The organism is Sulfurimonas sp. (genome assembly GCF_028694605.1).
Taxonomy (GTDB): domain Bacteria; phylum Campylobacterota; class Campylobacteria; order Campylobacterales; family Sulfurimonadaceae; genus Sulfurimonas.
In genome coordinates this window covers 233,866-255,389 of the sequence record NZ_JAQVKP010000001.1, presented here as the reverse complement: position 1 = coordinate 255,389, position 21,524 = coordinate 233,866, and the positions used below count along the sequence as shown (strand labels likewise).

At 39.7% G+C, this 21,524-nt stretch carries 17 protein-coding genes and 4 tRNA genes; 12 read left to right on the top strand and 9 right to left on the bottom strand.

What is annotated here, in order from left to right:
* The first annotated feature begins 86 nt into the window (after positions 1–86).
* The gene (lolA, locus tag PHY84_RS01295; RefSeq protein ID WP_299856905.1) at positions 87–602 is read left to right on the top strand and encodes a LolA-like outer membrane lipoprotein chaperone; all 516 of its coding nucleotides are present in this window, start codon (positions 87–89) and stop codon (positions 600–602) included.
* Here lolA and PHY84_RS01290 read toward each other — a convergent pair.
* From PHY84_RS01290 to PHY84_RS01275, 4 genes are all read right to left on the bottom strand, one after another.
* A complete protein-coding gene (locus PHY84_RS01290; protein WP_299856903.1) occupies positions 592–2,907 on the bottom strand; it encodes a diguanylate cyclase in 2,316 nt (771 codons plus the stop codon). The two genes, lolA and PHY84_RS01290, sit on opposite strands and share 11 nt — an antisense overlap.
* 149 nt (positions 2,908–3,056) lie before the next feature.
* Positions 3,057–5,606 carry a bifunctional aconitate hydratase 2/2-methylisocitrate dehydratase gene (acnB, locus tag PHY84_RS01285; RefSeq protein WP_299856901.1) on the bottom strand — a complete coding sequence of 850 codons (2,550 nt, stop codon included), beginning with the start codon at positions 5,604–5,606 and terminating at the stop codon, positions 3,057–3,059.
* A 124-nt stretch (positions 5,607–5,730) separates the two neighbouring features.
* Positions 5,731–7,938: a DNA translocase FtsK 4TM domain-containing protein gene (locus PHY84_RS01280; protein ID WP_299856899.1), complete on the bottom strand. Its 2,208-nt coding sequence runs from the start codon at positions 7,936–7,938 to the stop codon at positions 5,731–5,733.
* A gap of 63 nt (positions 7,939–8,001) precedes the next feature.
* On the bottom strand, positions 8,002–10,065 hold the full coding sequence (locus PHY84_RS01275; RefSeq protein ID WP_299856897.1) for a flagellar biosynthesis protein FlgL: 2,064 nt from the start codon (positions 10,063–10,065) through the stop codon (positions 8,002–8,004).
* Positions 10,066–10,210: 145 nt separating this feature from the next.
* Between PHY84_RS01275 and PHY84_RS01270 the strand changes: the two genes are divergently transcribed.
* From PHY84_RS01270 to PHY84_RS01240, 7 genes are all read left to right on the top strand, one after another.
* A tRNA-Leu gene (locus tag PHY84_RS01270) sits at positions 10,211–10,294 on the top strand.
* Between the two features lie 163 nt (positions 10,295–10,457).
* Entirely contained in the window at positions 10,458–11,234 is a 777-nt protein-coding gene (gene flgA / locus PHY84_RS01265) for a flagellar basal body P-ring formation chaperone FlgA (protein ID WP_299856895.1), read from the top strand.
* Entirely contained in the window at positions 11,231–11,761 is a 531-nt protein-coding gene (locus tag PHY84_RS01260) for a UbiX family flavin prenyltransferase (RefSeq protein WP_299856893.1), read from the top strand. Before flgA ends, PHY84_RS01260 begins: the two co-directional genes overlap by 4 nt.
* Entirely contained in the window at positions 11,758–12,249 is a 492-nt protein-coding gene (gene coaD, locus PHY84_RS01255) for a pantetheine-phosphate adenylyltransferase (RefSeq protein WP_299856891.1), read from the top strand. The genes PHY84_RS01260 and coaD overlap by 4 nt, the downstream gene beginning before the upstream one ends.
* The gene (gene tmk / locus PHY84_RS01250) at positions 12,234–12,803 is read left to right on the top strand and encodes a dTMP kinase (protein ID WP_299856889.1); all 570 of its coding nucleotides are present in this window, start codon (positions 12,234–12,236) and stop codon (positions 12,801–12,803) included. The genes coaD and tmk overlap by 16 nt, the downstream gene beginning before the upstream one ends.
* Before the next feature lie 211 nt (positions 12,804–13,014).
* Positions 13,015–14,250, top strand: a complete 1,236-nt coding sequence (gene hisS, locus PHY84_RS01245; protein ID WP_299856887.1) for a histidine--tRNA ligase — start codon at positions 13,015–13,017, stop codon at positions 14,248–14,250.
* Positions 14,247–14,552, top strand: coding sequence for a hypothetical protein (locus tag PHY84_RS01240; protein ID WP_299856885.1), 306 nt, complete (start codon positions 14,247–14,249; stop codon positions 14,550–14,552). Before hisS ends, PHY84_RS01240 begins: the two co-directional genes overlap by 4 nt.
* An 18-nt stretch (positions 14,553–14,570) precedes the next feature.
* On the opposite strand, the gene nspC is transcribed toward PHY84_RS01240, so the two are convergent.
* The 5 genes from nspC to PHY84_RS01215 are packed head-to-tail and all read right to left on the bottom strand — an operon-like array spanning position 14,571 to position 20,488.
* Complete coding sequence (nspC, locus tag PHY84_RS01235; RefSeq protein ID WP_299856883.1) at positions 14,571–15,719, bottom strand: carboxynorspermidine decarboxylase; 1,149 nt, start codon at positions 15,717–15,719, stop codon at positions 14,571–14,573.
* A 3-nt stretch (positions 15,720–15,722) separates the two neighbouring features.
* Positions 15,723–16,907 (bottom strand): saccharopine dehydrogenase family protein, encoded by a 1,185-nt coding sequence (locus tag PHY84_RS01230; protein ID WP_299856881.1) that lies wholly within the window; start codon positions 16,905–16,907, stop codon positions 15,723–15,725.
* Positions 16,904–18,727: an MFS transporter gene (locus PHY84_RS01225; protein WP_299856879.1), complete on the bottom strand. Its 1,824-nt coding sequence runs from the start codon at positions 18,725–18,727 to the stop codon at positions 16,904–16,906. The genes PHY84_RS01230 and PHY84_RS01225 overlap by 4 nt, the downstream gene beginning before the upstream one ends.
* Positions 18,728–19,447, bottom strand: a complete 720-nt coding sequence (locus tag PHY84_RS01220) for a DUF695 domain-containing protein (protein ID WP_299856876.1) — start codon at positions 19,445–19,447, stop codon at positions 18,728–18,730. It abuts the gene before it with no gap.
* A 12-nt stretch (positions 19,448–19,459) separates the two neighbouring features.
* Positions 19,460–20,488: a bifunctional 3,4-dihydroxy-2-butanone 4-phosphate synthase/GTP cyclohydrolase II gene (locus PHY84_RS01215; RefSeq protein ID WP_299856874.1), complete on the bottom strand. Its 1,029-nt coding sequence runs from the start codon at positions 20,486–20,488 to the stop codon at positions 19,460–19,462.
* Between the two features lie 137 nt (positions 20,489–20,625).
* Here PHY84_RS01215 and PHY84_RS01210 point away from each other — a divergent pair.
* From PHY84_RS01210 to PHY84_RS01195, 4 genes are all read left to right on the top strand, one after another.
* Positions 20,626–20,702: transfer RNA gene (locus PHY84_RS01210), tRNA-Met, on the top strand.
* Between the two features lie 20 nt (positions 20,703–20,722).
* Positions 20,723–20,797 (top strand) — tRNA-Gln (locus PHY84_RS01205).
* A gap of 24 nt (positions 20,798–20,821) precedes the next feature.
* A tRNA-Met gene (locus PHY84_RS01200) sits at positions 20,822–20,898 on the top strand.
* Positions 20,899–21,132: 234 nt separating this feature from the next.
* Positions 21,133–21,474, top strand: a complete 342-nt coding sequence (locus tag PHY84_RS01195; RefSeq protein ID WP_299856873.1) for a hypothetical protein — start codon at positions 21,133–21,135, stop codon at positions 21,472–21,474.
* Positions 21,475–21,524 lie beyond the last annotated feature (50 nt).

Here is a 21,524-nt window from a genome sequence, read left to right as displayed (position 1 = left end):
TTCTAGCACATATAAGATTAGAAATCGCATAAATAGGCGAAAACCAAGGTCAGATTGGATATAATCCAAAAAATACAGGAGCGCAGATGAAACTCTTTTTGACTACACTTTTTTTTGCATCACAGCTTTTTGCTTCACTTGATTCTATGACCTCTTTTGATGCAGACTTTGTTCAAAGCATTACAGACGAGGAGAACAAAACTATCAACTACAACGGTCATATAGTTGCTTCCAAGCCGCAAAATGCAAGATGGAGCTATTTTAAACCGATTAAAAAAGAGGTTTATATAAATGACTTTGAAGCAACAATTGTTGAACCTGAGATAGAACAAGTTATTGTAAGACGTATTGAGTCAAATTTTGATTTTTTCAAGATTATCTCCAAGGCAAAAAAAAGCACTCAAAACAGCTATACAGCGCACTACAAAGATACACAATTTACTATCAAGATGAATGGAGAGCTTATAGATTCTATCTCTTATAAAGATGAGTTTGAAAATAAAATCACTATACTCTTTAAAAATCAAAAGCAAAATCAACCGGTAAGTAAAACTCTCTTCAATCCTGTTTATCCTCTAAGTTTTGATATCATCAGGGATTAAGGGACGCCATCTCAATTCTGTTTCTTCCGCCATTTTTTGCACTGTACAGTGCTTCATCCGTTGCTTGGTATATCCCGGCAACATCCATTTTACATACTTTTGGCAAAAACGCAAGACCTATTGAGAGCGAGAGATAGTCTAAAATCTTGCTTGATGCGTGTTCTATTTTTTGGCTCTGAATAGTTTTTCGAAGCAGCTCTGCTCTCTCCAGCGCCTCATCTTGCGTTCCTGCATAAAAAGAGACAGCAAACTCTTCACCTCCTAAACGATAGACATAGTCGTTGGCTCTTTTAAAGAGCAACTGCATAGTTTTTGCAACCGCCCTTAGCGTTTCATCGCCTTTTTGATGTCCGTAAAAATCATTATATTGTTTAAAATAGTCTATATCTATCATCAGTAAAACAAGATTTTTTCCGTCTCGCTTTGAGATTTTATACTCCTTTGCAAACTGCACATCGAAAAATCGTCGATTATAAAGTCCGGTAAGCGCATCCGTAATAGAATACTGCTCAATTCTCTTCTTGTCTGTGATGTCACGTATGATGGCGGAGAATCCCATAATATTTCCATATTTATCAATCTGTGGCGTGATAGTAGTCTCTATCCAGTAATCATCTCCGTTTTTGTTGCGGTTTTTTAACTCTCCTTTATATATCTTGCCATCGAGAATAGTTTTCCAAAGTGCTTCATAAACCTCTTTTGGGGTGTCCGGATGTGCTACTATGGAGTGTGATTTACCTATAACTTCATTTTTTGTATATCCGGATATCTTAGTAAAAGCATCACTTACATCGGTAATAATTCCCTTTGTATTTGTTTTGGACGTAATAACATATTTGTCTATAAGGTCAATATATTTTTTGCTTGTATAGACAGATTTCGCATCACGTAAAAAACCGATAATCATATCTATAAAATAAGCAAAATCTTGATTATGGACAATCTCATGTTTTGTTGTAAAAGCAAGTTGCAAAACACCGAAAATCTTCTCATGGCTCATCAGAGGAAGAGTACAGATGCTCGATGGTGCAACCGTGAGATTTTCTATACGAAAAACCTGTTTTTGAGAAATCTCAAACTCTGTGGCGATAGATTTTTTTTGGATTGCAACTTCACCCACAAGCCCCTCTCCAAGCTCAACAATGGGCTTCATCTCATTTGTAGCATACGAAGATGCCAGATAGAGTTTGTTGTTCTCTTCATGAAAGAGATAAATCGCTCCTTGTACAACACCAAATTTCTCTGAAAAAAAGTATAGTGCCTGCGATGCTATTTCTTCGATTGTAGCGCACTTTTCTAGGTCATTTTTAAGCTGAATAATGGCTGTGAGGTTATTTTTAATCTTCTTTTCACTCTTCACATATAGAGTATAGCTTCTCACCATAGAAGCAATAATAAGAAGTATTAAAATAACGATAAACGCCCCTATGATAATTCCGTGAAGCTTATCCTCTTCAAGCTCTTTTAATTTCTGGTTTAGTTTTTGGTTCAAAAACTCCGCATCTGCACGATAGAGTACAAAAATCTTATCTATAGTATTGGTTGAGAGTGTAAAAAACTCAAGTGCGCTAATGGTCTGACCACTAAGCGTAACGCTCTTTTTGACATACTCCTGCATCTTTTTTGTCTCTGTATTGACATTTTCAAGGAGCGATAAAAGTCTTGTTTTTTCATCATAATCTCGTATCCCTTCAACAGCCTTTTGAACCTGCTTTGCATGCTCCTCGCAAAGAATGCAGCTGTTTTTGATGGAGTACCTAAGCTCAACATCCGTGGAGTCTTCAAGAATAGCTCTGCTTGTTTTTGCCCTTATTTTTCCCACAACTTCTATAAGATTTGGAAGATGTTTGAGCATAATATCAATTAGAAAGTATTTATCACTCTCGGACTCCAACAGAAGCTTTGATTTAAACCCGAGATAGTACATCTTCTCTTGCAGCTGCTCGATAACATAAGTGTATTTTTGATACATAAGCACCTTATCTTCAAGCGAGCTGTTTATAAGAGTTTCAATCTCATTTTTAATTTGCTCATACTCTTTATCATAGAGTGTCGGATATAGGGCTTTTAAATTTTTGCTGTTTTCGATATCTTTTTGTGCATCTGCTTTAATAAGCGCCACATTATTTACAACAAGAGCATAGTCTGCTTCACTCATTAAGTTTGCATCAAATTGGCTATATCCGCGTAACTTTTGAATTTTAAGAATAAATTTTTGCACCTCTTGTGCAAAGTTAACACCACTGATTTTCTCTTTTGTTTTGGCTATCTCTTCGTTATAGCTGTTGATAAAATTATTAAACAAAAAAAGAGTTCCGCCAATAAGAAAAAAAATCAAAATCACAAATTTATATATTTTCTGCATTATTAAAAAGTCCAGTAGCGTAATAAGTAATGTATTTTAGCAGAAGAAGAAGAAAAAGATAGAGGCGCAAAGAGATTTGCGCCAATTTTTTAGAGTTTGTAATCTTTGATAAGATTAAAGTTAAGATATTTGTAAATCTTAGCCTCTTTACCTGCGATTTTCTTAGGAACTATCTCGTTATACTCGGCAGCACTCGGCAGGCGACCTAGTTTTGCACATACAGCCGCAAGTTCTGCGGAACCAAGATAAACTTTTGTATCTTTACCTAAACGGTTGTCAAAGTTACGAGTTGAAGTTGAGAAAACTACCGCACCATCGCCGACACGTGCTTGGTTACCCATACAGAGCGAACATCCCGGAACTTCGGTTCTTGCACCGGAGCTGCCAAAGATAGAGTAGTACCCTTCTTCCGTAAGCTGTTTCTCATCCATTTTTGTCGGAGGACAAACCCATAGTCTTGTCGGAACAGCGCCCTCGCCTCTTAGAACTTCTCCAAGCGCACGGTAGTGACCGATGTTTGTCATACATGAACCGACAAACACTTCATCTATCTTTGTAGGACGGTTGCTTGCCAAAACTTCACTTAGTGTCGCAACATCATCCGGATCGTTTGGACATGCTAAAATAGGCTCCGTGATTGTATTTAAGTCAATCTCAATGATTGCAGCATACTCTGCATCAGCATCCGGTTTCATAAGTGACGGATTTGCCAACCACTCATTCATTTTCTCAATACGTCTTTGCAATGTACGCTTGTCCTCATAGCCGGCCTTAATCATAGACTCTAAAAGAACAACGTTTGACTTTAGATACTCAATTACCGGCTCTTCATTTAAAAGAACGGTACAAGCGGCTGCACTTCTCTCAGCTGACGCATCAGAGAGTTCAAACGCCTGCTCGCACTTCATGTTTGGCAGACCCTCAATCTCTAAAATACGACCGTTGAAGATATTTTTCTTATCCTTTTTCTCGACCGTTAAAAGTCCCTCTTTGATAGCTTGATATGGAATAGCGTTTACAAGGTCGCGAAGTGTGATACCCGGTTGCAGCTCGCCTTTGAAGCGTACAAGAACCGACTCAGGCATTGTTAAAGGCATGGACCCCGTTACTGCTGCAAACGCAACAATTCCAGAACCACCCGGGAAAGAGATGCCGATAGGAAAACGCGTATGACTATCTGCACCTGTTCCGACAGTATCCGGCAGAACCATTCTGTTTAACCATGAGTGGATAACTCCGTCACCAGGGCGAAGTGCAACACCTGAACGCTTAGAGATAAACTCTGGAAGTGTATGGTGCATCACAACATCTGAAGGTTTCGGATATGCTGCCGTGTGACAAAATGACTGCATTACCAAATCAGCACTAAATCCAAGTGCCGCAAGCTCTACTATCTCATCCCTTGTCATAGGTCCCGTTGTATCTTGGCTACCGACAGTTGAAGTTACAGGCTCTACATACATACTGGGGCGAACACCGGTCATGCCGCACGCACGACCTACCATTTTTTGTGCAAGAGTATATCCTTTACCGCTATCGGCAGGCTGTTCAGGTGTCATAAATACATCTGATACTCCAAGTCCAAGAACACTGCGCGCTTTTGCAGTCAAACCACGACCGATGATAAGCGGGATACGCCCGCCGGCACGTACTTCATCAACGATAGTATTTGGGTTGAGCTTGAATGTTGCAATACACTTACCATCTTTATGTGCCTCGCCTTTGTATGGATAAATCGTTACCACATCACCCATCTCCATCTCAGTTACGCTCATCTCCAAAGGAAGTGCGCCTGAATCTTCACATGTAGCAAAGAAGATAGGAGCGATAATCCCGCCTATAACGATACCGCCCGTACGCTTATTAGGAACACCTGAGATATCTTCGCCCATGTGCCACTGAACAGAGTTTACACCTGATTTTCTTGAGCTGCCTGTTCCAACAACGTCGCCCACGTAAGCGATTGGATGACCTTTTTCTTTAAGTTTTTTGATAGTGTCAATAGGATTATTCATCTTTGCAACGAGCATTGAGTTTGCATGAAGAGGAATATCTGAACGAGTAAATGCTTCAGATGCAGGAGAGAGATCATCTGTGTTTGTCTCACCGGCAACTTTAAATACCGTAAAAGTAATCTCCTCTGCAATAGCTGGTTTAGATGTAAACCACTCTGCATTTGCCCATGAAGTGATAACTTCACTAGCAGCCGCATTACCCTTCTTGTGTAATTCTTCTACATCATTAAACGCATCATAAACAAGAAGCGTATGCTTAAGTGCTTCTTTTGCCGCTTCTACAACTTTAGCATTTTTAGAAGCGAGTGCATCAACCATCGGTTTAACATTGTATCCACCAAGCATCATGCCCATCATACTTACAGCCTGCTCTGGCGCAATTGCCGCTACGCTGATTTTTTCAGATGCAACATCATTTAAAAATGCAGCTTTTACATAAGCAGCATCGTCAACACCCGGAGAGACACGGTTTGTAAGAAGATCAACATTTTGAGCCATGTCGCCTTCACCTGCTTTTATCATCTCTACCAATGCAACAGCTTGCGCGGCGTTTAGCGGCAACGGCGGTACACCAAGAGCCTCTCTATCTAACGTATGCGCTTTATACTCTTCTATAAATGACATTTTTTTTCCTATAAGTTAAAATTTAGTAGGATTGTAACAAAATAAAGAGACACCAGAAGATTGGTGTTACCAAAATAAACAAAATATCTAAATTTTATAAAAAACATGTGTATTTTAGTAACATTTATAGAATGTCACGGATTCCTTTGGAGTTTGGAGCAGATAGAATCCCCTCATTTTCAAGTTGTTCAATAAGCCTTGCAGATTTGTTATAACCGATTTGAAGTTTTCTTTGAAGATAAGAGATAGAAGTCTTTCTATCAGCAAGCACCACATTTTTAGCTTCTTCAAACATAGGGTCAAGCTCTTCATAGCTCTCTCCCATAGATGCACTGGCTGCCTCGCTATCCTCAACTAAAAAGCTCTTGTCGTAGTTTGGCGCTCTTTGAGATTTTATAAAATCAACAATTTTCTCAATCTCCTCTTCCGTGCTCCATGGAGCATGAAGGCGCACAAGCCCTGTAGCGCCCGGAGGCGTGAAGAGCATATCTCCTTTGCCAAGAAGCGACTCTGCACCCTGCTGGTCTAGGATAATTTTAGAGTCCACTTTCTGTCCTACTCTGTAAGAGATTCGAGAGGGAAGATTTGCTTTGATAAGACCTGTTACAACATCTACGGACGGTCGTTGTGTAGCCACGACAAGATGGATACCTGAAGCTCTCGCCATCTGCGCAAGTCTGGCAATAGAGTACTCTACATCCTTGCCGCTTGTCATCATCAAATCCGCCAACTCATCAATAATTACAACAATGTAAGGAAGATTTTCGCCACCCTCTTTTTTCACTTTTTCGTTATAGCTCTCTATATTTTTGGTTCTGTTGTCACTCATAAGGGCGTAACGGCGCTCCATCTCATAAACCATGTTGTTAAGCGCCACAATAGCCTGTTTAGCTTTGGTTATAACAGGGGTCAGAAGATGTGGAATATCGTTGTAGATAGAAAACTCAAGCATTTTTGGGTCTATCATCAGTAGTCTTAGCTGGTCAGGAGAATTTTTATAGAGAAGTGAAAGTATCATAGCATTTATACCCACACTCTTTCCGCTTCCCGTTGTTCCTGCTATAAGCAAGTGAGGCAGTTTTTTAAGGTCTGTTACAAATGGCTTACCCACTATATCTTTGCCCAAAACAATAGTAAGCGGCGAAGAGGACTCTTTGAAAAGTTTGCTATCAAGCAGTTCTCTTAGGTAAATCGTGTCAATCTTCTCATTTGGTATCTCAATCCCAACCACATCTTTACCCGGAATCGGAGCTTGGATACGGATAGTCTCGGCACTCAGCGCCATTGCCAAATCGTCTTGAAGATTCAGGATACGAGAAACCTTAACATTTGCGGCAGGTTTAAACTCAAAAGTAGAGACCACGGGACCTGCATAAGTACGCACCACATCCCCCTCTATCTTAAAGTGGGCAAGTTTTTCAATAAGAAACTTTATCTTCCCGTCAAGCTCACTCTCATCGACACTATGCGCTTTTGCATTTGGTTTTTGCAAAAATTCAACCGAAGGCAGTTTGAAATTTTTTGGTTTTTCAACCTCCCCTTTTTCGATGGCTGCAAGAAGTTTTGCATTTTCTTCCAACTCCTCGACAACAATAGCTCCTTTTTGCTCTTTTAGCTCGTTTACAAGTTCTAAAATATTGTGTTCTTTGATTTTAGGCAGCGTGCTAGTAGGTAGCGGAGCACTCTCTTTTACCTCTTGAGGTTCTATGGGTTTTTCTATAGCTTGTTTTGTACTCTCTTGTTTCTGTTCTTTTGGTGCTTCTACGGTAACGCCTTTTTCTTTTTGTGCTTTAGCGTAAAGAGCTGCGACATCCACATCTTTGCTCTTTTTTAAAGAGGCTTTTTTTAGGCTATCCTCATTAGGGGTTTTAATATTGACTTTTTTGAGATTTGCAAAAAGCATATCCACCATCTCATGTGCGCTTTTCTCAAAAATGATAACCATTGATAAAAGAGAGATAATAAACCAAAATATCCAGAGTCCGAAAAACCCGATATTTGGCGATAAAAAATCCACAAATCCTGCACCAAACGCACCTCGAAGCTCATCAGTAACAAGAAGTGCTTGAGCAAGCAAAAGAGAGAAAAAAATCAAAAAGGAGGCTACGGACAACTCCACTTTTTTGATAGCTATAGGACTTTGTTTATAAACAATATAGAGTGGTAAAAGTGAAGCAAAAATATAAACATAAGAGATGTAGCCAAAATAGTAATGATTGTAAGAGGCAAAAACAGCACCAAAGCTCCCCATCAGAGCAGTATCACCCAAAATTGTTGCAAACCCGAGATAGATAAGCAGACCAAAACATAAGATAAACAGAGCGTCTTTCAAACTAAAATTTCCTTTTAAAAACTAAAAAAAGATTATAGCCAAATGTACGTATAAAGGCTATTTTTAGAGATAATTTACCAAGCTTAACTCTGAAACTTTAGTAACAGTTGAGAGCATCGCCTTATAGTTTGTATTTAGTTGTTCTAATGTCAAGTAAGCCTCTGCCAAATCTGTATCAATAACCGATGACCTAAGACCGACCGAGCTCATCTTTAACATCTCTGTTCTCTCTAAAGAGTCAGTAAGTGCATTTGATTGTGCACCGACTTGTGAATGTGATCTAAAAATATGGTCTTGTAAATCATCCATCATTTTGACAGCATTCTCTATCCCTACGTTTCTCACATCGCCGGAACTGCCATCGGGATAGAGTTTATGATTTTCAACTGCAGATATCATTGCATCTAGTGTTTTAAAAAAATCTGTCTTAGAATCACGAACGGTTAAAGCGTTGTTTGTATTAAATGTCATTATAGAAGCGGCCGCACTAAAATCACCGCTATTTGCATCATAAAGTGCCATCGTTGCTTGTGTATTGCCGCTACCTATCTCCTCAAATGTTATCTTGCCGTCATAACTTAAAAAAGTCCTTGCTCCCAAATCAGCCGTCTCAATTGCCTTATCGTACTCCACAGCATTATTGGCAGCCGGAAGATTTCCCATCGCAATCATATTCATAACATCCATCAACTGTTTATAAGTCATATCATCTGCACTAACAGCAGCTCTTGGAGAGCCCATGTCAAAAATATCGTACGTATTTCCGCCGACACTAAATGTCGAACCACCCACTGCCAAGTCTATCTGAGCGATATAGGAAAATCCGTAAACATTTACACCCTCAAACACAAAAGATTTGCCATCCAAACTCCCGGAAGCAACTTCAGACAATTTTGTTGATGCGGTTGCAAACTCATTGGTCTCTTTTATGATTTGTGGCGTTGATGCAGAGAGCATTGCACCATCTTTTGTAAACTCAACTCTATCATAGAGAGTTCCTTCTATACTGTTTCCAGCAGCAACACTATCTGCCGCAGACAGAGAAGATTTTACAAACTCTTTTACAAATAGATTTGGATTTGTTGCCGTAGATGTTCCAAGCATTATTTTGTCAAAGTTTGTCTCTCCGTCGCCAAGAGCATCTATATTTATCACATCGGCTGCTGCGCCACCACTAAAATCCGTTGCCCCGACCATATGAAAATCAATCTTGCTAGAGCCTCTCATTTTATCTTCTATAACAATCTGTCCATAAGGATTTAAGCTCACATTGACCACATCCAAATCTGCGGTATTGCCATAAATATCACCGATTCGTTTAAGCAAACTATCTATTTTGTCTCCATCAGACATAGAAATCTTCTCTTTAAAAGAAGTTCCGTCACTTTGCGTACCGCTTACATAAAAATAGCTTGTGCCACCCGCCATACTGTCAGTGTCACCCATAAGATCACGTATCGTATCGTCACTTGTAATGTACGCCGCAGTCCCACTCACGCTTGAATCCGTAAAATCAGGGTACTTTGTAGAGAGATTGTACTGCATTATATTGGTGGTAATTTCACGTTTTACGGTCTGTTCTTCACCCAAAAAGAGTTCTGCACCGCTTATGTTGTACTGTTGTGACGTTCCAGAACCGGTAAATGCTTTAAGAATCGCGTCATTTCCCCTATATGAACCGTCACTTGCTATAGGTTTTGTATCAACAGCAGAGCCGGAAAAGAGATACTGCCCATTGACAGAGGTATTTGACAAGCTTTTAAAATGCTCTTCCAAGCCTCTTAGTTCATGTGCTATAGCATCAAGTGATGTTTCGCTGTTTGTGGCATTTGCAGCATTAAGAAGAAGTGTTCTTGCTCTATTCATAGATGTTTCAAACTCATTTAAAACAGAATCTGTCTGATCAGAAAATTTCAAAGCACTCTGCACACTGTTTTTGGTTTGATCTAGCGTCGTTATCTCATTATCCAGTCTCATTGTCTCAGTAAAAGTACGTATCCCCTCATAAGCATACTGAATCTTCAACCCCGAAGCAATCTGCTTATTTACATCAAAAAGACTCTTGCTAAGCTGTGAACTATTTTCACCGTATATATTTTTATAGTACATGCTACTTGCAATTCTCATAATACACCTCCACCATAAGTAAAACTACACATCTTATTGCCCCACTAAGCAACATAAGTTCCATAACTGCTATATCGACCGGAAGCGATTTACTTTTACTTTCACAATATTTTAAGCTAGAAGTCACTATCATTTCGCTCTTAAAGCCAGTGTGGTGAAATGGTAGACACGCCTGATTCAAAATCAGGTATAGAAATATGTGGCGGTTCGAGTCCGCCCACTGGTACCATCCGATTTTAACTTTCCATTTTCAATCTATCTGCTACAATGCAAAATCCCAATCGCACCAAAGTATATTTATGTTATTAAAAACTTTTTTATTTTTTATTTTTACTTCTACCCTTTATGCTCAACTTACTCTTGAGAGTGTGTATTATGTGCAAGGAAAAGAAGTGAGATTTTCTTCCGTTGCTCCTGATACTAGAGATGATTTTTTGATTACAACAATTGAACAAAATAGGTATTCGCAAAAAATAAAGTCTAAAGATCTTTTAAAATTGCTTGCAAAGCATGGATACAAGCACTATACCGCAAATAGCAACTATATAAATTTTGTCTTAAAAAGTCCGGTAGATACATCTTTGATTGAGGAAAAAGTCAGAAATTATTATAAAACAAACTATGAGGATATCTCTATCAATTCTATTATTGTTGCACCTCGCGGCTATCTTGAATCTTTGCCGGATAAATACAGCATTGAGATAAAAAACCGTGATTTTTTATCGAGCGAGGGCATCGTAAGCGTCAAAACGACAGAAAATAAAAAATTCTTCTTTAATTATACTGTCGTTGCAGATGTTGCGATTTACAAAAGCAGAGATGTAATCAAAAAAGATACACAACTTACTCTTACAAACTGCATCAAAAAAAGCGTTGCCTTGGAGAGTTTTCAAGATAAGCCGGTTCAAAATATAGGACAAAAGCAACTTCAGGCAAAGCGGCACATACCAAAAGATATGATTTTAACTCTGCGTGATGTTGAGATTTTGGATGTTGTGACAAAAGATTCTATGATCAATGTTAACTTTTTTCAAGATGGCATGGCAATAACTTTTAGCGCAAAAGCACTTCAAGACGGCAAAGTAAATGATATAATTGATGTTCAAAACAACAGCGGAAAAATTTTAAAAGTAAGAGTTACAGGCTCTGATATGGCAGAAATGGAATGAAAACCAAAAAGATAGTAGTTGCCTCAAGCGGTGCGAGCGGTGCAAATCTGGGTCTTAAAATATTGGAGCTTATGCCAAAAGGGATAGAAAAACATTTTATCTTAACCAAAAGTGCGGAGGTTGTTTTAGACAAGGAGATGGGCGTAACTATCCACGAGCATGACAACATTGCAGCAAGCATCTCTTCAGGCTCTTTTGGCGTGGATGCAATGATTATCGCACCGTGCAGCATGAATACCCTTGCAAAGATAGCATGCGGCATAGCGGATAACCTAGTTACCAGATGCGCAAGCGTGATGATAAAAGAGCATAAAAAACTTATCTTAGCACCCCGTGAGATGCCTTTTTCGGCAATTGCACTCGAAAATATGCACAAACTCTCCATGCTTGGAGTGGTTATCGCTCCTCCGGTTATGGCGTATTACTCACAGCAGCAGACACTTGAGGAGATGGAGAACTTTCTCATCGGGAAATGGTTTGACCTCCTTGGCATCGAAAACAGCCTCTACAAAAGATGGGAAATATGAAAAAAACAGCACTTTATCCGGGGACATTTGACCCTATCACAAACGGACATTTTGACATTATCGAGAGGGCATTAAACCTTTTTGACGAGGTTATCGTTGCCGTGGCAATATCTACAGATAAAAAACCTATGTTTACGCTAGCTGAGCGCATAGAGATGGTACAAGAAGCAGTTGGTGGTCTTGCAAATGTGAAAGTCGTCGGATTTGACAATCTCACGGTTGATCTGGCAAGAGCTTATGATGCAAAGGTGCTTATAAGAGGGCTTCGTGCCGTGAGCGATTTTGAGTATGAACTCCAGCTTGGCTACTTAAACAACTCCCTTGATGGGACAATTGAAACAGTTTATCTTATGCCAAAACTCCAACACGCTTTTATAAGCTCTTCAATCGTGAGAAATCTTCTAAAATTCAACGCAAAAACAGAGCATCTTGTTCCAAAAGAGGTGCAAAAAATTATTAGGGAGATGAAGTCATGTACATTACAGTAGAGGGCATCGACACCGCAGGCAAAAGCACCCAGATAGAGCGTTTGCGCACCCATTTTCCAGACGCCATCATCACCAAAGAACCCGGCGCAACTGAGGCGGGAAAAGAGATAAGAGAGATAGTGCTAAGCGCTAAAACCAAAAGCAAAAAAGCAGAATTTTTGCTCTTTTTGGCAGACCGTGCCGAACATATAAAAGAGGTGATTGAGCCAAATCTTGATAAGATGATTATCTCTGACAGAAGCGTTGTAAGCGGTGTTGCTTACGCCCTTGTTCAGGGTGAAATCAGCGAAACAGCCATCTTGCATCTCAACAGATTTGCAACAGGCGGGATTTACCCGCAAAAAGTTTTTTTACTCTCACTTACAAAAGAGGAACTTACCTTTAGGCTCTCGCAAAAGAAGCTTGACGGCATAGAACTAAGAGGCGAGGAGTATCTTTTAAAAATTCAAGAAGCACTTATAACAGCCGCAAAACTCCTAAATATTGAGCTTATAGTTATAGACGCAGCAAAAGATATAGACACCATAACTCAAGAGATAATAAACAGTATCTAAAGAGAAAAATGGTATTCTTTTAGTATAACAAAATAGAGGGCACCTCTAAAAACTCTAGCCATCTTCAGCGATAGAGCCAAGTTCACAATCAAGGCGGCTCTTTGCAGCCCTAGCTAAGGCTAAGGCAAAAAGAGGCAACGCAGAGTGTGGGCTTGGCTCTATCGCTGAAGATGGCTAGAGTTTTTAGAGGTGCCCTAGAGTAGGAAGAAAGATGATTAGCTCCCTTCGAGGCATGAATGATATTTTAAGTGAAGAGTATGAGAGGTTTACATATTTTTTGTCCCTTGCGACAAAAGTAGCGCAGAGATACGGTTTTCACTTTATTGAGACTCCAATTTTGGAAGAGACGGCACTTTTTAAACGCTCTGTCGGCGAATCAAGCGATATCGTGGGCAAAGAGATGTACCAGTTTATCGACAAGGGTGAGAATGACGTCTGTTTGCGCCCAGAGGGAACAGCGGGCGTTGTACGTGCGTTTATACAAAAGAAGCTTGACCGTGCAGGCGGTATCCACCGCTTTTTTTACCATGGTCCGATGTTTCGCTATGAGAGACCGCAAAAAGGGAGACTAAGACAGTTTCATCAGTTTGGGGTTGAGAGTTTTGGGGTTGAGAGTGTTCATGAAGATGTGAGTATGATTATGATGGTAAGCGACATCTTAAAAGAGCTTGGCATCGGCTACAGGCTTAAACTAAACTCTCTTGGGTGCAAAGAGTGTATGCCGCCTTATCGTCAAAATTTGATTGATTTTGTCACGATTCATGAAGAACATATTTGTGAGGATTGCAGACGCAGAGTCGGTACAAATCCCATCCGTGTGCTTGACTGTAAAGAGCAGAAGTGCCAAAATATCTATGCGGATGCGCCAAAACTGATAAACAATTTGTGTACGGGGTGCGGCAGTGAGTTTTCAAAGCTTCAAACACTTCTTGCACAAAGCGGTATCTCTTATGAGATAGATACACACCTGGTTCGAGGACTTGACTACTACTCTAAAACGGCGTTTGAGTTTGTCAGCGACAACATCGGAAGTCAGAGTGCCATTGCAGGCGGGGGGCGTTATGACAGGCTTGTAGAGTTTTTGGATGGTCGCCCTACTCCGGCCGTTGGCTTTGCAATGGGGATTGAGAGGCTTATGGAGCTTATCGTTATGCCGCAAAATGGCAGAGACGGATACTACATGGGTGCCATGGATGAAAATACTGTTGACTTGGTTGTAAGAATGGCACATCAAAAAAGAGGCAGCGATAAAGTCGTGCTTGACTACAAACCAAAAAACCTCAAAAACCACCTCAAAGCAGCCGACAAAGTAAATACACGCTTTTGCTGTGTCATAGGCGAAAATGAGCTTCAAAATGGTACAATCTGGGTAAAAGATTTGGAGCATAAGACAGAAAAAACACTTTCACATGAAGAGTTTTACGCTCTGGCAGGGGAACCACTATGAACATCTCAAACAATATCGCCTCACTGCAAGCACATCAGACGATGCTAAACACAAGTGCAAACAATGTTGCAAATACAAACAGTGATGGTTTTGTACCGACACAAACAAGGGTTATAGGCGACGAAAACTCCATAAGAGCACAAAACACACAAGCAGACAACACAGGTTCTCAAACAAGCCAAACGGATTTGTCAAAAGAGATGGTCACTCAGATGGTTGCAGAAGATGTTTCCGCCATTAATGTAGCCACCATAAGAACACAAGATGAGATGTTTGGAACGCTTTTAGATATCAAAGCCTAAAACCCTACTAAATAGGGCTTAAGAAAGTCTATTTTTATAGTCTTGATATCCAAACTCTTTTATAAGCTCTACGCTTCCATCTTCTCTTTTGATAACCAAGGACGGAAGTTTTATGCCGTTAAAAGTCGTATTTTTAACAAATGTGTAGTGAATCTGGTCTTCAAATATAATTTTATCGCCGACTTTGAGCGGTTCATCAAAAGAGTAATCCCCCATGATGTCACCCGCTAAACAAGTATTTCCGCCAAACCGGTAAGTGTAGCGTTTTTCTCCCGCTTCTGCGCTTCCCCGCACCATTGCACGGTATGGCATTGCAAGAGTGTCAGGCATATGCGCTTCTGCGGAAGTGTCTAAAATGGCGATATCCATACCGTTGTGAACTATGTCAAGGACACTGCTCACAAGTTCGCCCGTTTGCCAGCCTACCGCTTCTCCCGGTTCTAGGTAAACTTCAACGCCGTATTTTGCTCTAAAATCTTTAATGATGCTTATGAGTTTCTCAACATCATAACCCTTTTTGGTTATATGATGTCCGCCGCCGAAGTTTATGTATTTCATCCCTTTAAAATATTTTGAAAACTTCTCTTCAAAAGATACTAAAACTTCTTCAAGCGCATCGACATCTTGCTCGCAAAGTGCGTGAAAGTTAAGCCCGTCTATATGCTCCAAAACTCTCTCGTCAAAATTTGCAAGTGTTGTTCCAAGACGGCTGTAAAGTCCGCAAGGGTTGTATATATCTTTTGGGGATGAAGACTGTTCAGGATTTATTCTCAGCGATAAACTCACATTCGGATTGATTTTTTTTACTCTGTCGGAGTATTTAAAAAGCTGAGTTGGAGAGTTAAAAACAATATGGTCGGATATGCGCGCTATCTCGTCTATGTCTTCATCTTTGTAAGCAGGCGAGTAGGTGTGAACTTCAAGGTTTTTATCATCTTTTGCAAACTCTTCTCTGGCTAAAAGTGCTTCATGAAGTCCGCTGGAAGTACATCCTTTGAGATACTGTTTTACAAGAGGAAATGTACTCCACATTGCAAAACCTTTTAGAGCCAAAATCACTTTAGCTCCGCCCTCTTTTTGCACACGGTCTAAGATTTCAAGGTTTTTGCGAAGTAGCGACTCATGGCATATATAGTAAGGTGTAGCGATTTTTTCTAAACTCTGCATAGACTACGCTTCTAGCTCTTTAATCTTCCAAGGAAGTCCTTGCGTATTCATCTCGTCCATAAACGGATCGGGATTCATCTGCTCCATGTTAAACACGCCCGCTCCACTCCAAATACCTTTAAGCATAAGCTTTGCGCCTATCATAGCAGGAACTCCCGTTGTGTAAGATACACCTTGAGAGTTTGTCTCACGGTAGCACTCTTCGTGGTCTTTTACCTGATAGATATAAATTTTTCTCTTCTTACCGTCTTTGATACCTTCTGCAACGATACCGATATTTGTTTTTCCTTTTGTGCGCGCGCCTAGTGATGCAGGATCGGGCAGAAGTGTCTTTAAAAACTCTATAGGAATAATTTTCATGCCTTTATGTTCAACAGGCTCGATTCCAAGCATTCCGACATTTTGAAGAACTTCCATATGTTTGATGTAGCTCTGCCCAAATGTCATAAAAAATCTGATGCGCTTTAGACCTTTTATATGTTTTACCAAAGACTCCATCTCTTCATGGTAGAGCAGATAGCTATCTTTTGGTCCAACCTCAGGATAATCCCAAACCTGCATAATTTCAAGCGGCTTTGTCTCTATCCACTCGCCGTTTTCCCAATATCTGCCGTTTGCGGAGACTTCTCTTAGGTTGATTTCAGGGTTAAAGTTTGTTGCAAAAGCGTAACCGTGATCTCCTGCGTTACAATCCAAAATATCTACGGTGTGAATCTCATCAAAGTAGTGTTTTTGAGCATAAGCACAAAATACATTTGTAGCCCCCGGGTCAAAACCGCTGCCTAAAAGTCCCATAATTCCCGCTTCTTTAAACTTTTCATCTCTTGCCCATTGAAGTTTGTACTCAAATTTTGCTTCATCTGGATGTTCATAGTTTGCAGTATCAAGATACGGCGTTTTTGTAGCGATACAAGCATCCATAATCGCCAAATCCTGATACGGAAGCGCTACATTTATAACAATGCTCGGGTTGCATGAGTTTATAAGTTTTATAACTTCATCCACGCTGTCTGCATTAACAGAAGCTACTTCCATATCCGCATCCGGAAGCTCATTTCTTATCTCTTGGCACTTGCTTAGCGTTCTGCTCGCCAGTACGATTTTCCCAAAAACATCCGCATTTTGTACACATTTATGTACAACCACACGACTAACTCCGCCTGCACCTATTATTAATGTTGTTTTCAATTTTGTATCCTTTTCAAATTTATAACTCTGTCTCTAAGTTCATCTGCACTTATATGTCCCCAAATCGGCTCTCCAAAGGTAAGTGTAATCTCTCTTTTTTTCAAAAAGCATCTTCTTGCATCGCCTTTATACCTTGCAAAAACACTTCCAAAAATTCCATCGATATAAAACGGTACGATAACCGCACCGCTTCTTTGGATAACCTCATAGCCTCTGTAAAACTTTGACACACTAGAATCCCTAGATATTTCACCCTCAGGAAATATGGCTACTATTTTACCATCTTTTAATTTCATAAAGGTTTCAAAAAAGGAATCTTTTGATGCTCTAGGCGACAGAGGAATCAAGCCGCCAAGCCTAAAAAGCGGATTGAGAAGTTTGTTGTTGTATATGTCTTTGTCAATCAAAAAAACAACCCTTCCCTCAAACGGAAGCTGAAGAAAAAACCAGTCAATCCAGCTGACATGGTTTCCCGCCAAGAGTACAGGAGTATTTTGCGGGATATGCTCCAGTCCTCTGTATGTGCATCTATAGCGGATTTTAAAAACTGCTTCAAAAAGTGTCCAAATAGCCAAAACCAAGTATCTCTTAAAAAGCAGATATAGCAGATACAGCGCAACTACACCCATAACAAAAAAGAGAATCTTTGCATTCATACCGAAGTAGGCAAAAAGTGTAGTCAGCATCAAAAAGGAGAACATAAAAAGCGTTTGGATAAAGTTATTTCCCGCCAAAACCGTTCCAAGATGGATATCGGGGGAGAGATGCTGGATTTTTGCATTGAGCGGTACCAAAAGCATACCGCTAAAGAGCCCAAACAGTACAAACTCAACCCCTAAGAAGAGCGTATTTGTCGTAAACGGGATAGCAAAAAGCAGCAGTGCAATCCCGAGTGCGCTAAGTGCCGCAAGACCGCTGTTGATATAGTACTTTGAAAAAGCCGATGAGAGTATTGAACCGACAACTATGCCGATAACCGAAAATGTCATGATTCCCTGAACGACAATCGTATTTGTGATTTTAAGCTCACTCTTTGCATATTCGCCAAAAATCGCCAGTACAACCTGAGAAACAGACCAAAAAAGACTAAGCGCTATAACGGAGTCGAAAACCTCTTTTTTTCTTCTAAGCATTATGAGATTTTTTTTGAGATAAAAACCTTTTACGTATTTTGCAAAATCAAATTTTTTACGGCTTGTGTTTATACTCATATTTGGCAGTTTTAGAGCAAGCATATACTCGACAACCGAGCCAAAAACCAAAAGCCAGCCAAGAGGTGCGATGGCTCTTAAGATATCCTCTTTTGTGGCAAAAACATCGCCTAAGAGCGTCTCAAAAAGTATGGTATAGACGATAATGCCTAGTAAAATTGCACTCGTTGTAACAGCTTGGAGAGCGCCGTTTCCATCGCTTATATACCTTGTACCGACTAACTCTTTTATATATCCGTATTTTGCGGGGCTATAAAGCGCACTTTGAAGGGCAAGTAAAAAGGTAAGAGCAAACGCACTTACAAACCAGCCTTGATAGTAGCAAAAAGTGATAGCAAGAGTGATAAAAACAGCCAAAAGAGCAGCATGCTTCATCACAACATTTTTTGCAAATCTGTCACTTAGATAGCCAGACGGTGAAAATGCCAAGATAAAAGGAAGAAGCATCAAAGCATTGACAACTGCCGTGAGCATGATTTGGGTAGTTCCGTCATACACCTTAAATACGGTGTTTTGAATAATTATTTTATGACCCAAATCGGTAAATGCGTTTAAAAAAACTACCAAGAGGTAGTTAAAAACTCCGGCAATGGCAAACATTTTTTTCATTTAACTCTGAGTGTCCACCAAAACCGTACTCCACCCCTCATAGTAACCGTGCTCTTTTTTGAGAAGCTCGTAAAGTTCCTGTACAACTTTTGCGACAGCCTCTTTTGTTACCGGATGGTTTTTTACAACCGCTACGCCATACTCAAACTCTTCGCTGCTAATATCATCTTTAAAAGCAAAACCGCTCTCTAAAACATTTTGCGAAAATCTCTCTTTTTGTGTTTGTGTGTCAAAAGAGACGTAGTGTTCTACCTCTCTTGAAGCTTTAAGCATATCGCCCTCTTCCTCAAGCAAGGCTATAATTTTGTCACTCTCAATATGGTGAAATTCCAGTTCGGTCGGATATAGATTTTTATGATAAAAATCCCATTTTGCATCTTTAACAATACTGCTCTCAAACTTGCAACCGCTTTGCGATAGCATTTTTGTGACCACTGTTTCAAGATTTTTAGCGCTTTTGACATAAAAATAGAGTTCTCTCCACCCATCATGTTCTCTTGAACCGACATAAAAAGCACTTCCATTATGCTCCAATGCCAAAATCAGAGACTCTTTTGTCTCCAAAAATGTCTCCAAAGCATCAAAACCCTCGTTTGAGCCAATAGCTTTTATAAAAACACTCAACAGCCAAGGAAACGACTTTTTATCGCACTCCAAATCAACTTCCGTCTCAATAGCAACTACCGAATTTTCTTCAACTCTGCTAAAAATTTCTCTCATATATTTACTTTATCATATAGAGATAATTTCGTTGATTTCCAGCCCAAATCCGCTTAAGCCGACAAAGTCGTTATGGCTCAAAGAAGATAGGAGATTCATCTTTGAAACACCAAAAGATTTAAGTATCTGCGCACCGATACCAAACTCTTTCATTGCCGCATTGTCATTGTGTGCAGGCTTGTTGATAAAGATAAGTACGCCGCCGTTAAGCTTTAAATGCTCTATGGAAGCGATAAGATTATTGTATTTTTTTTGGTTTAAAAGCAATTCTATATCAGGTATGACATTATGAACTCTTACGTTTGCAACCGTGCCCACTTTGTGAAAAACAACAGCCGTATGTTCTATGCTGTCATGGTCTTTGAAAGTATGTTTTTTTACTTTTGTACCAAAAAACTCTATCTCTTCAACACTTTTTTCACTGACAAGTCTCTCATTTGCAAGACGGTACTCAACCAGATCAGAGATAAAAACAGTTTTGAGATTGTGCTTCTCGCCAAAAATATCCAAATCATCACGACGTGCCATTGTACCGTCTTCTTTGATGATTTCACAGATAACTGACGATTCACTAAGACCCGCCAAGCGGCAAAGATCCACAGAACCCTCTGTATGTCCTGTTCTTACAAGCACTCCGCCATCTTTGGCAATAAGAGGAAAGATATGCCCCGGTTTGACAAGCTCGTCTGCATGGCTGATAGGGTTTGCCAAAATCTTAATGGTATCGTCTCTCTCTTTTGCCGATATCCCGGTTGTAGCGCTTCTTGCATCAACTGAAACCGTAAAAGCCGTCTCGTGCGTAGATGTGTTGGAGCTCACCATCGGGTTTAAAGAGAGACGTGTTGCAATGGTTTTGCTTATAGCAACGCAAATAAGCCCCCTTGCGTGTGTTGCCATAAAATTTACATGCTCAGGCGTAGAAAATGCCGAGGCATAAACCAAATCACCCTCATTTTCTCTATCCTCGTCATCAACCATGATGACCATACGCCCTTTTTTTATCTCATCAATAGCTTCTAATACTCTTTGTATAGGTGTCATAACTCTTCTTTATATTTAATTGTGCAAATTATAGTAAATTGTTGATTAATTTTACATTTCAGCGCCATCCTTCTTGACAAAGAGCATCTATTTGCCTATAATTCCACTCCACAAACAGTTAAAACGTTTGTTTTTACCGCGGAATAGAGCAGTTCGGTAGCTCGTCGGGCTCATAACCCGAAGGTCATAGGTTCAAATCCTGTTTCCGCAACCAAGTCTTTCACTTTTTATTGTTGGGGTATCGCCAAGCGGTAAGGCAACTGGTTTTGGTCCAGTCATCCAGGGGTTCGAATCCCTTTACCCCATCCACAAATCCCCTATTTTAGGCAATATCGCGGAATAGAGCAGTTCGGTAGCTCGTTGGGCTCATAACCCAAAGGTCACAGGTTCAAATCCTGTTTCCGCAACCAAAATCATCAACTTTTCTTATAAAAATCACTCACTTTAAGTTTTCTTTTTAAAACAACTTTCCAACCTATTTCCAACCAAAGCAATAAATTGCAATTTTCTTTATAGTTGATGTATTTTTGGTATCATTTCCAAGAAACTCTGCTATTTTCTCCAATAAACTAAGATACAATATATAAATTAGCAGTATAATTTAATTTTTGACTATATAATAGTTATCTCAATAGGAGTCTAAAATGAAAGAAGCACAAGGTTACAAACAAGTGAAAGATTTTCTTAGTCATAATGGTAAAGATTTTAGCAGCGGTCATGTTTTTAATGAAAATTTTTATATTGAATATTATGTAGCTAATGAACTACGCCACAAAGGTACAAAAGTTATAAATTTCCAAGTGCAACACCCGGAATATGGCCAAGATATTCAAATACAGGATTTAGATGCAGAAATATACCACACGGGTTTTTCGCCAAAGTATCAGGATTATAGTTTTGATTCAAAAAACAATATTTTCGATATTGAACAAAACAATACTAAAAATAAATTTGGGCAACCATATAAAATCAAAATTCATGGCTGATTTATGCAAATTATCTACAGTTGTATATATATCTATAATTTATTTTCTAA

What these genes read in the sequence shown, in the direction of transcription:
- lolA (WP_299856905.1), top strand. Translation starts at nt 87, where the DNA reads ATGAAACTCTTTTTGACTACACTTTTTTTTGCATCACAGCTTTTTGCT.
- acnB (WP_299856901.1), bottom strand. Translation starts at nt 5,606, where the DNA reads ATGTCATTTATAGAAGAGTATAAAGCGCATACGTTAGATAGAGAGGCT.
- PHY84_RS01275 (WP_299856897.1), bottom strand. Translation starts at nt 10,065, where the DNA reads ATGAGAATTGCAAGTAGCATGTACTATAAAAATATATACGGTGAAAAT.
- PHY84_RS01260 (WP_299856893.1), top strand. Translation starts at nt 11,231, where the DNA reads ATGAAAACCAAAAAGATAGTAGTTGCCTCAAGCGGTGCGAGCGGTGCA.
- coaD (WP_299856891.1), top strand. Translation starts at nt 11,758, where the DNA reads ATGAAAAAAACAGCACTTTATCCGGGGACATTTGACCCTATCACAAAC.
- tmk (WP_299856889.1), top strand. Translation starts at nt 12,234, where the DNA reads ATGTACATTACAGTAGAGGGCATCGACACCGCAGGCAAAAGCACCCAG.
- hisS (WP_299856887.1), top strand. Translation starts at nt 13,015, where the DNA reads ATGATTAGCTCCCTTCGAGGCATGAATGATATTTTAAGTGAAGAGTAT.
- PHY84_RS01240 (WP_299856885.1), top strand. Translation starts at nt 14,247, where the DNA reads ATGAACATCTCAAACAATATCGCCTCACTGCAAGCACATCAGACGATG.
- nspC (WP_299856883.1), bottom strand. Translation starts at nt 15,719, where the DNA reads ATGCAGAGTTTAGAAAAAATCGCTACACCTTACTATATATGCCATGAG.
- PHY84_RS01225 (WP_299856879.1), bottom strand. Translation starts at nt 18,727, where the DNA reads ATGAAAAAAATGTTTGCCATTGCCGGAGTTTTTAACTACCTCTTGGTA.
- PHY84_RS01220 (WP_299856876.1), bottom strand. Translation starts at nt 19,447, where the DNA reads ATGAGAGAAATTTTTAGCAGAGTTGAAGAAAATTCGGTAGTTGCTATT.
- PHY84_RS01215 (WP_299856874.1), bottom strand. Translation starts at nt 20,488, where the DNA reads ATGACACCTATACAAAGAGTATTAGAAGCTATTGATGAGATAAAAAAA.
- PHY84_RS01195 (WP_299856873.1), top strand. Translation starts at nt 21,133, where the DNA reads ATGAAAGAAGCACAAGGTTACAAACAAGTGAAAGATTTTCTTAGTCAT.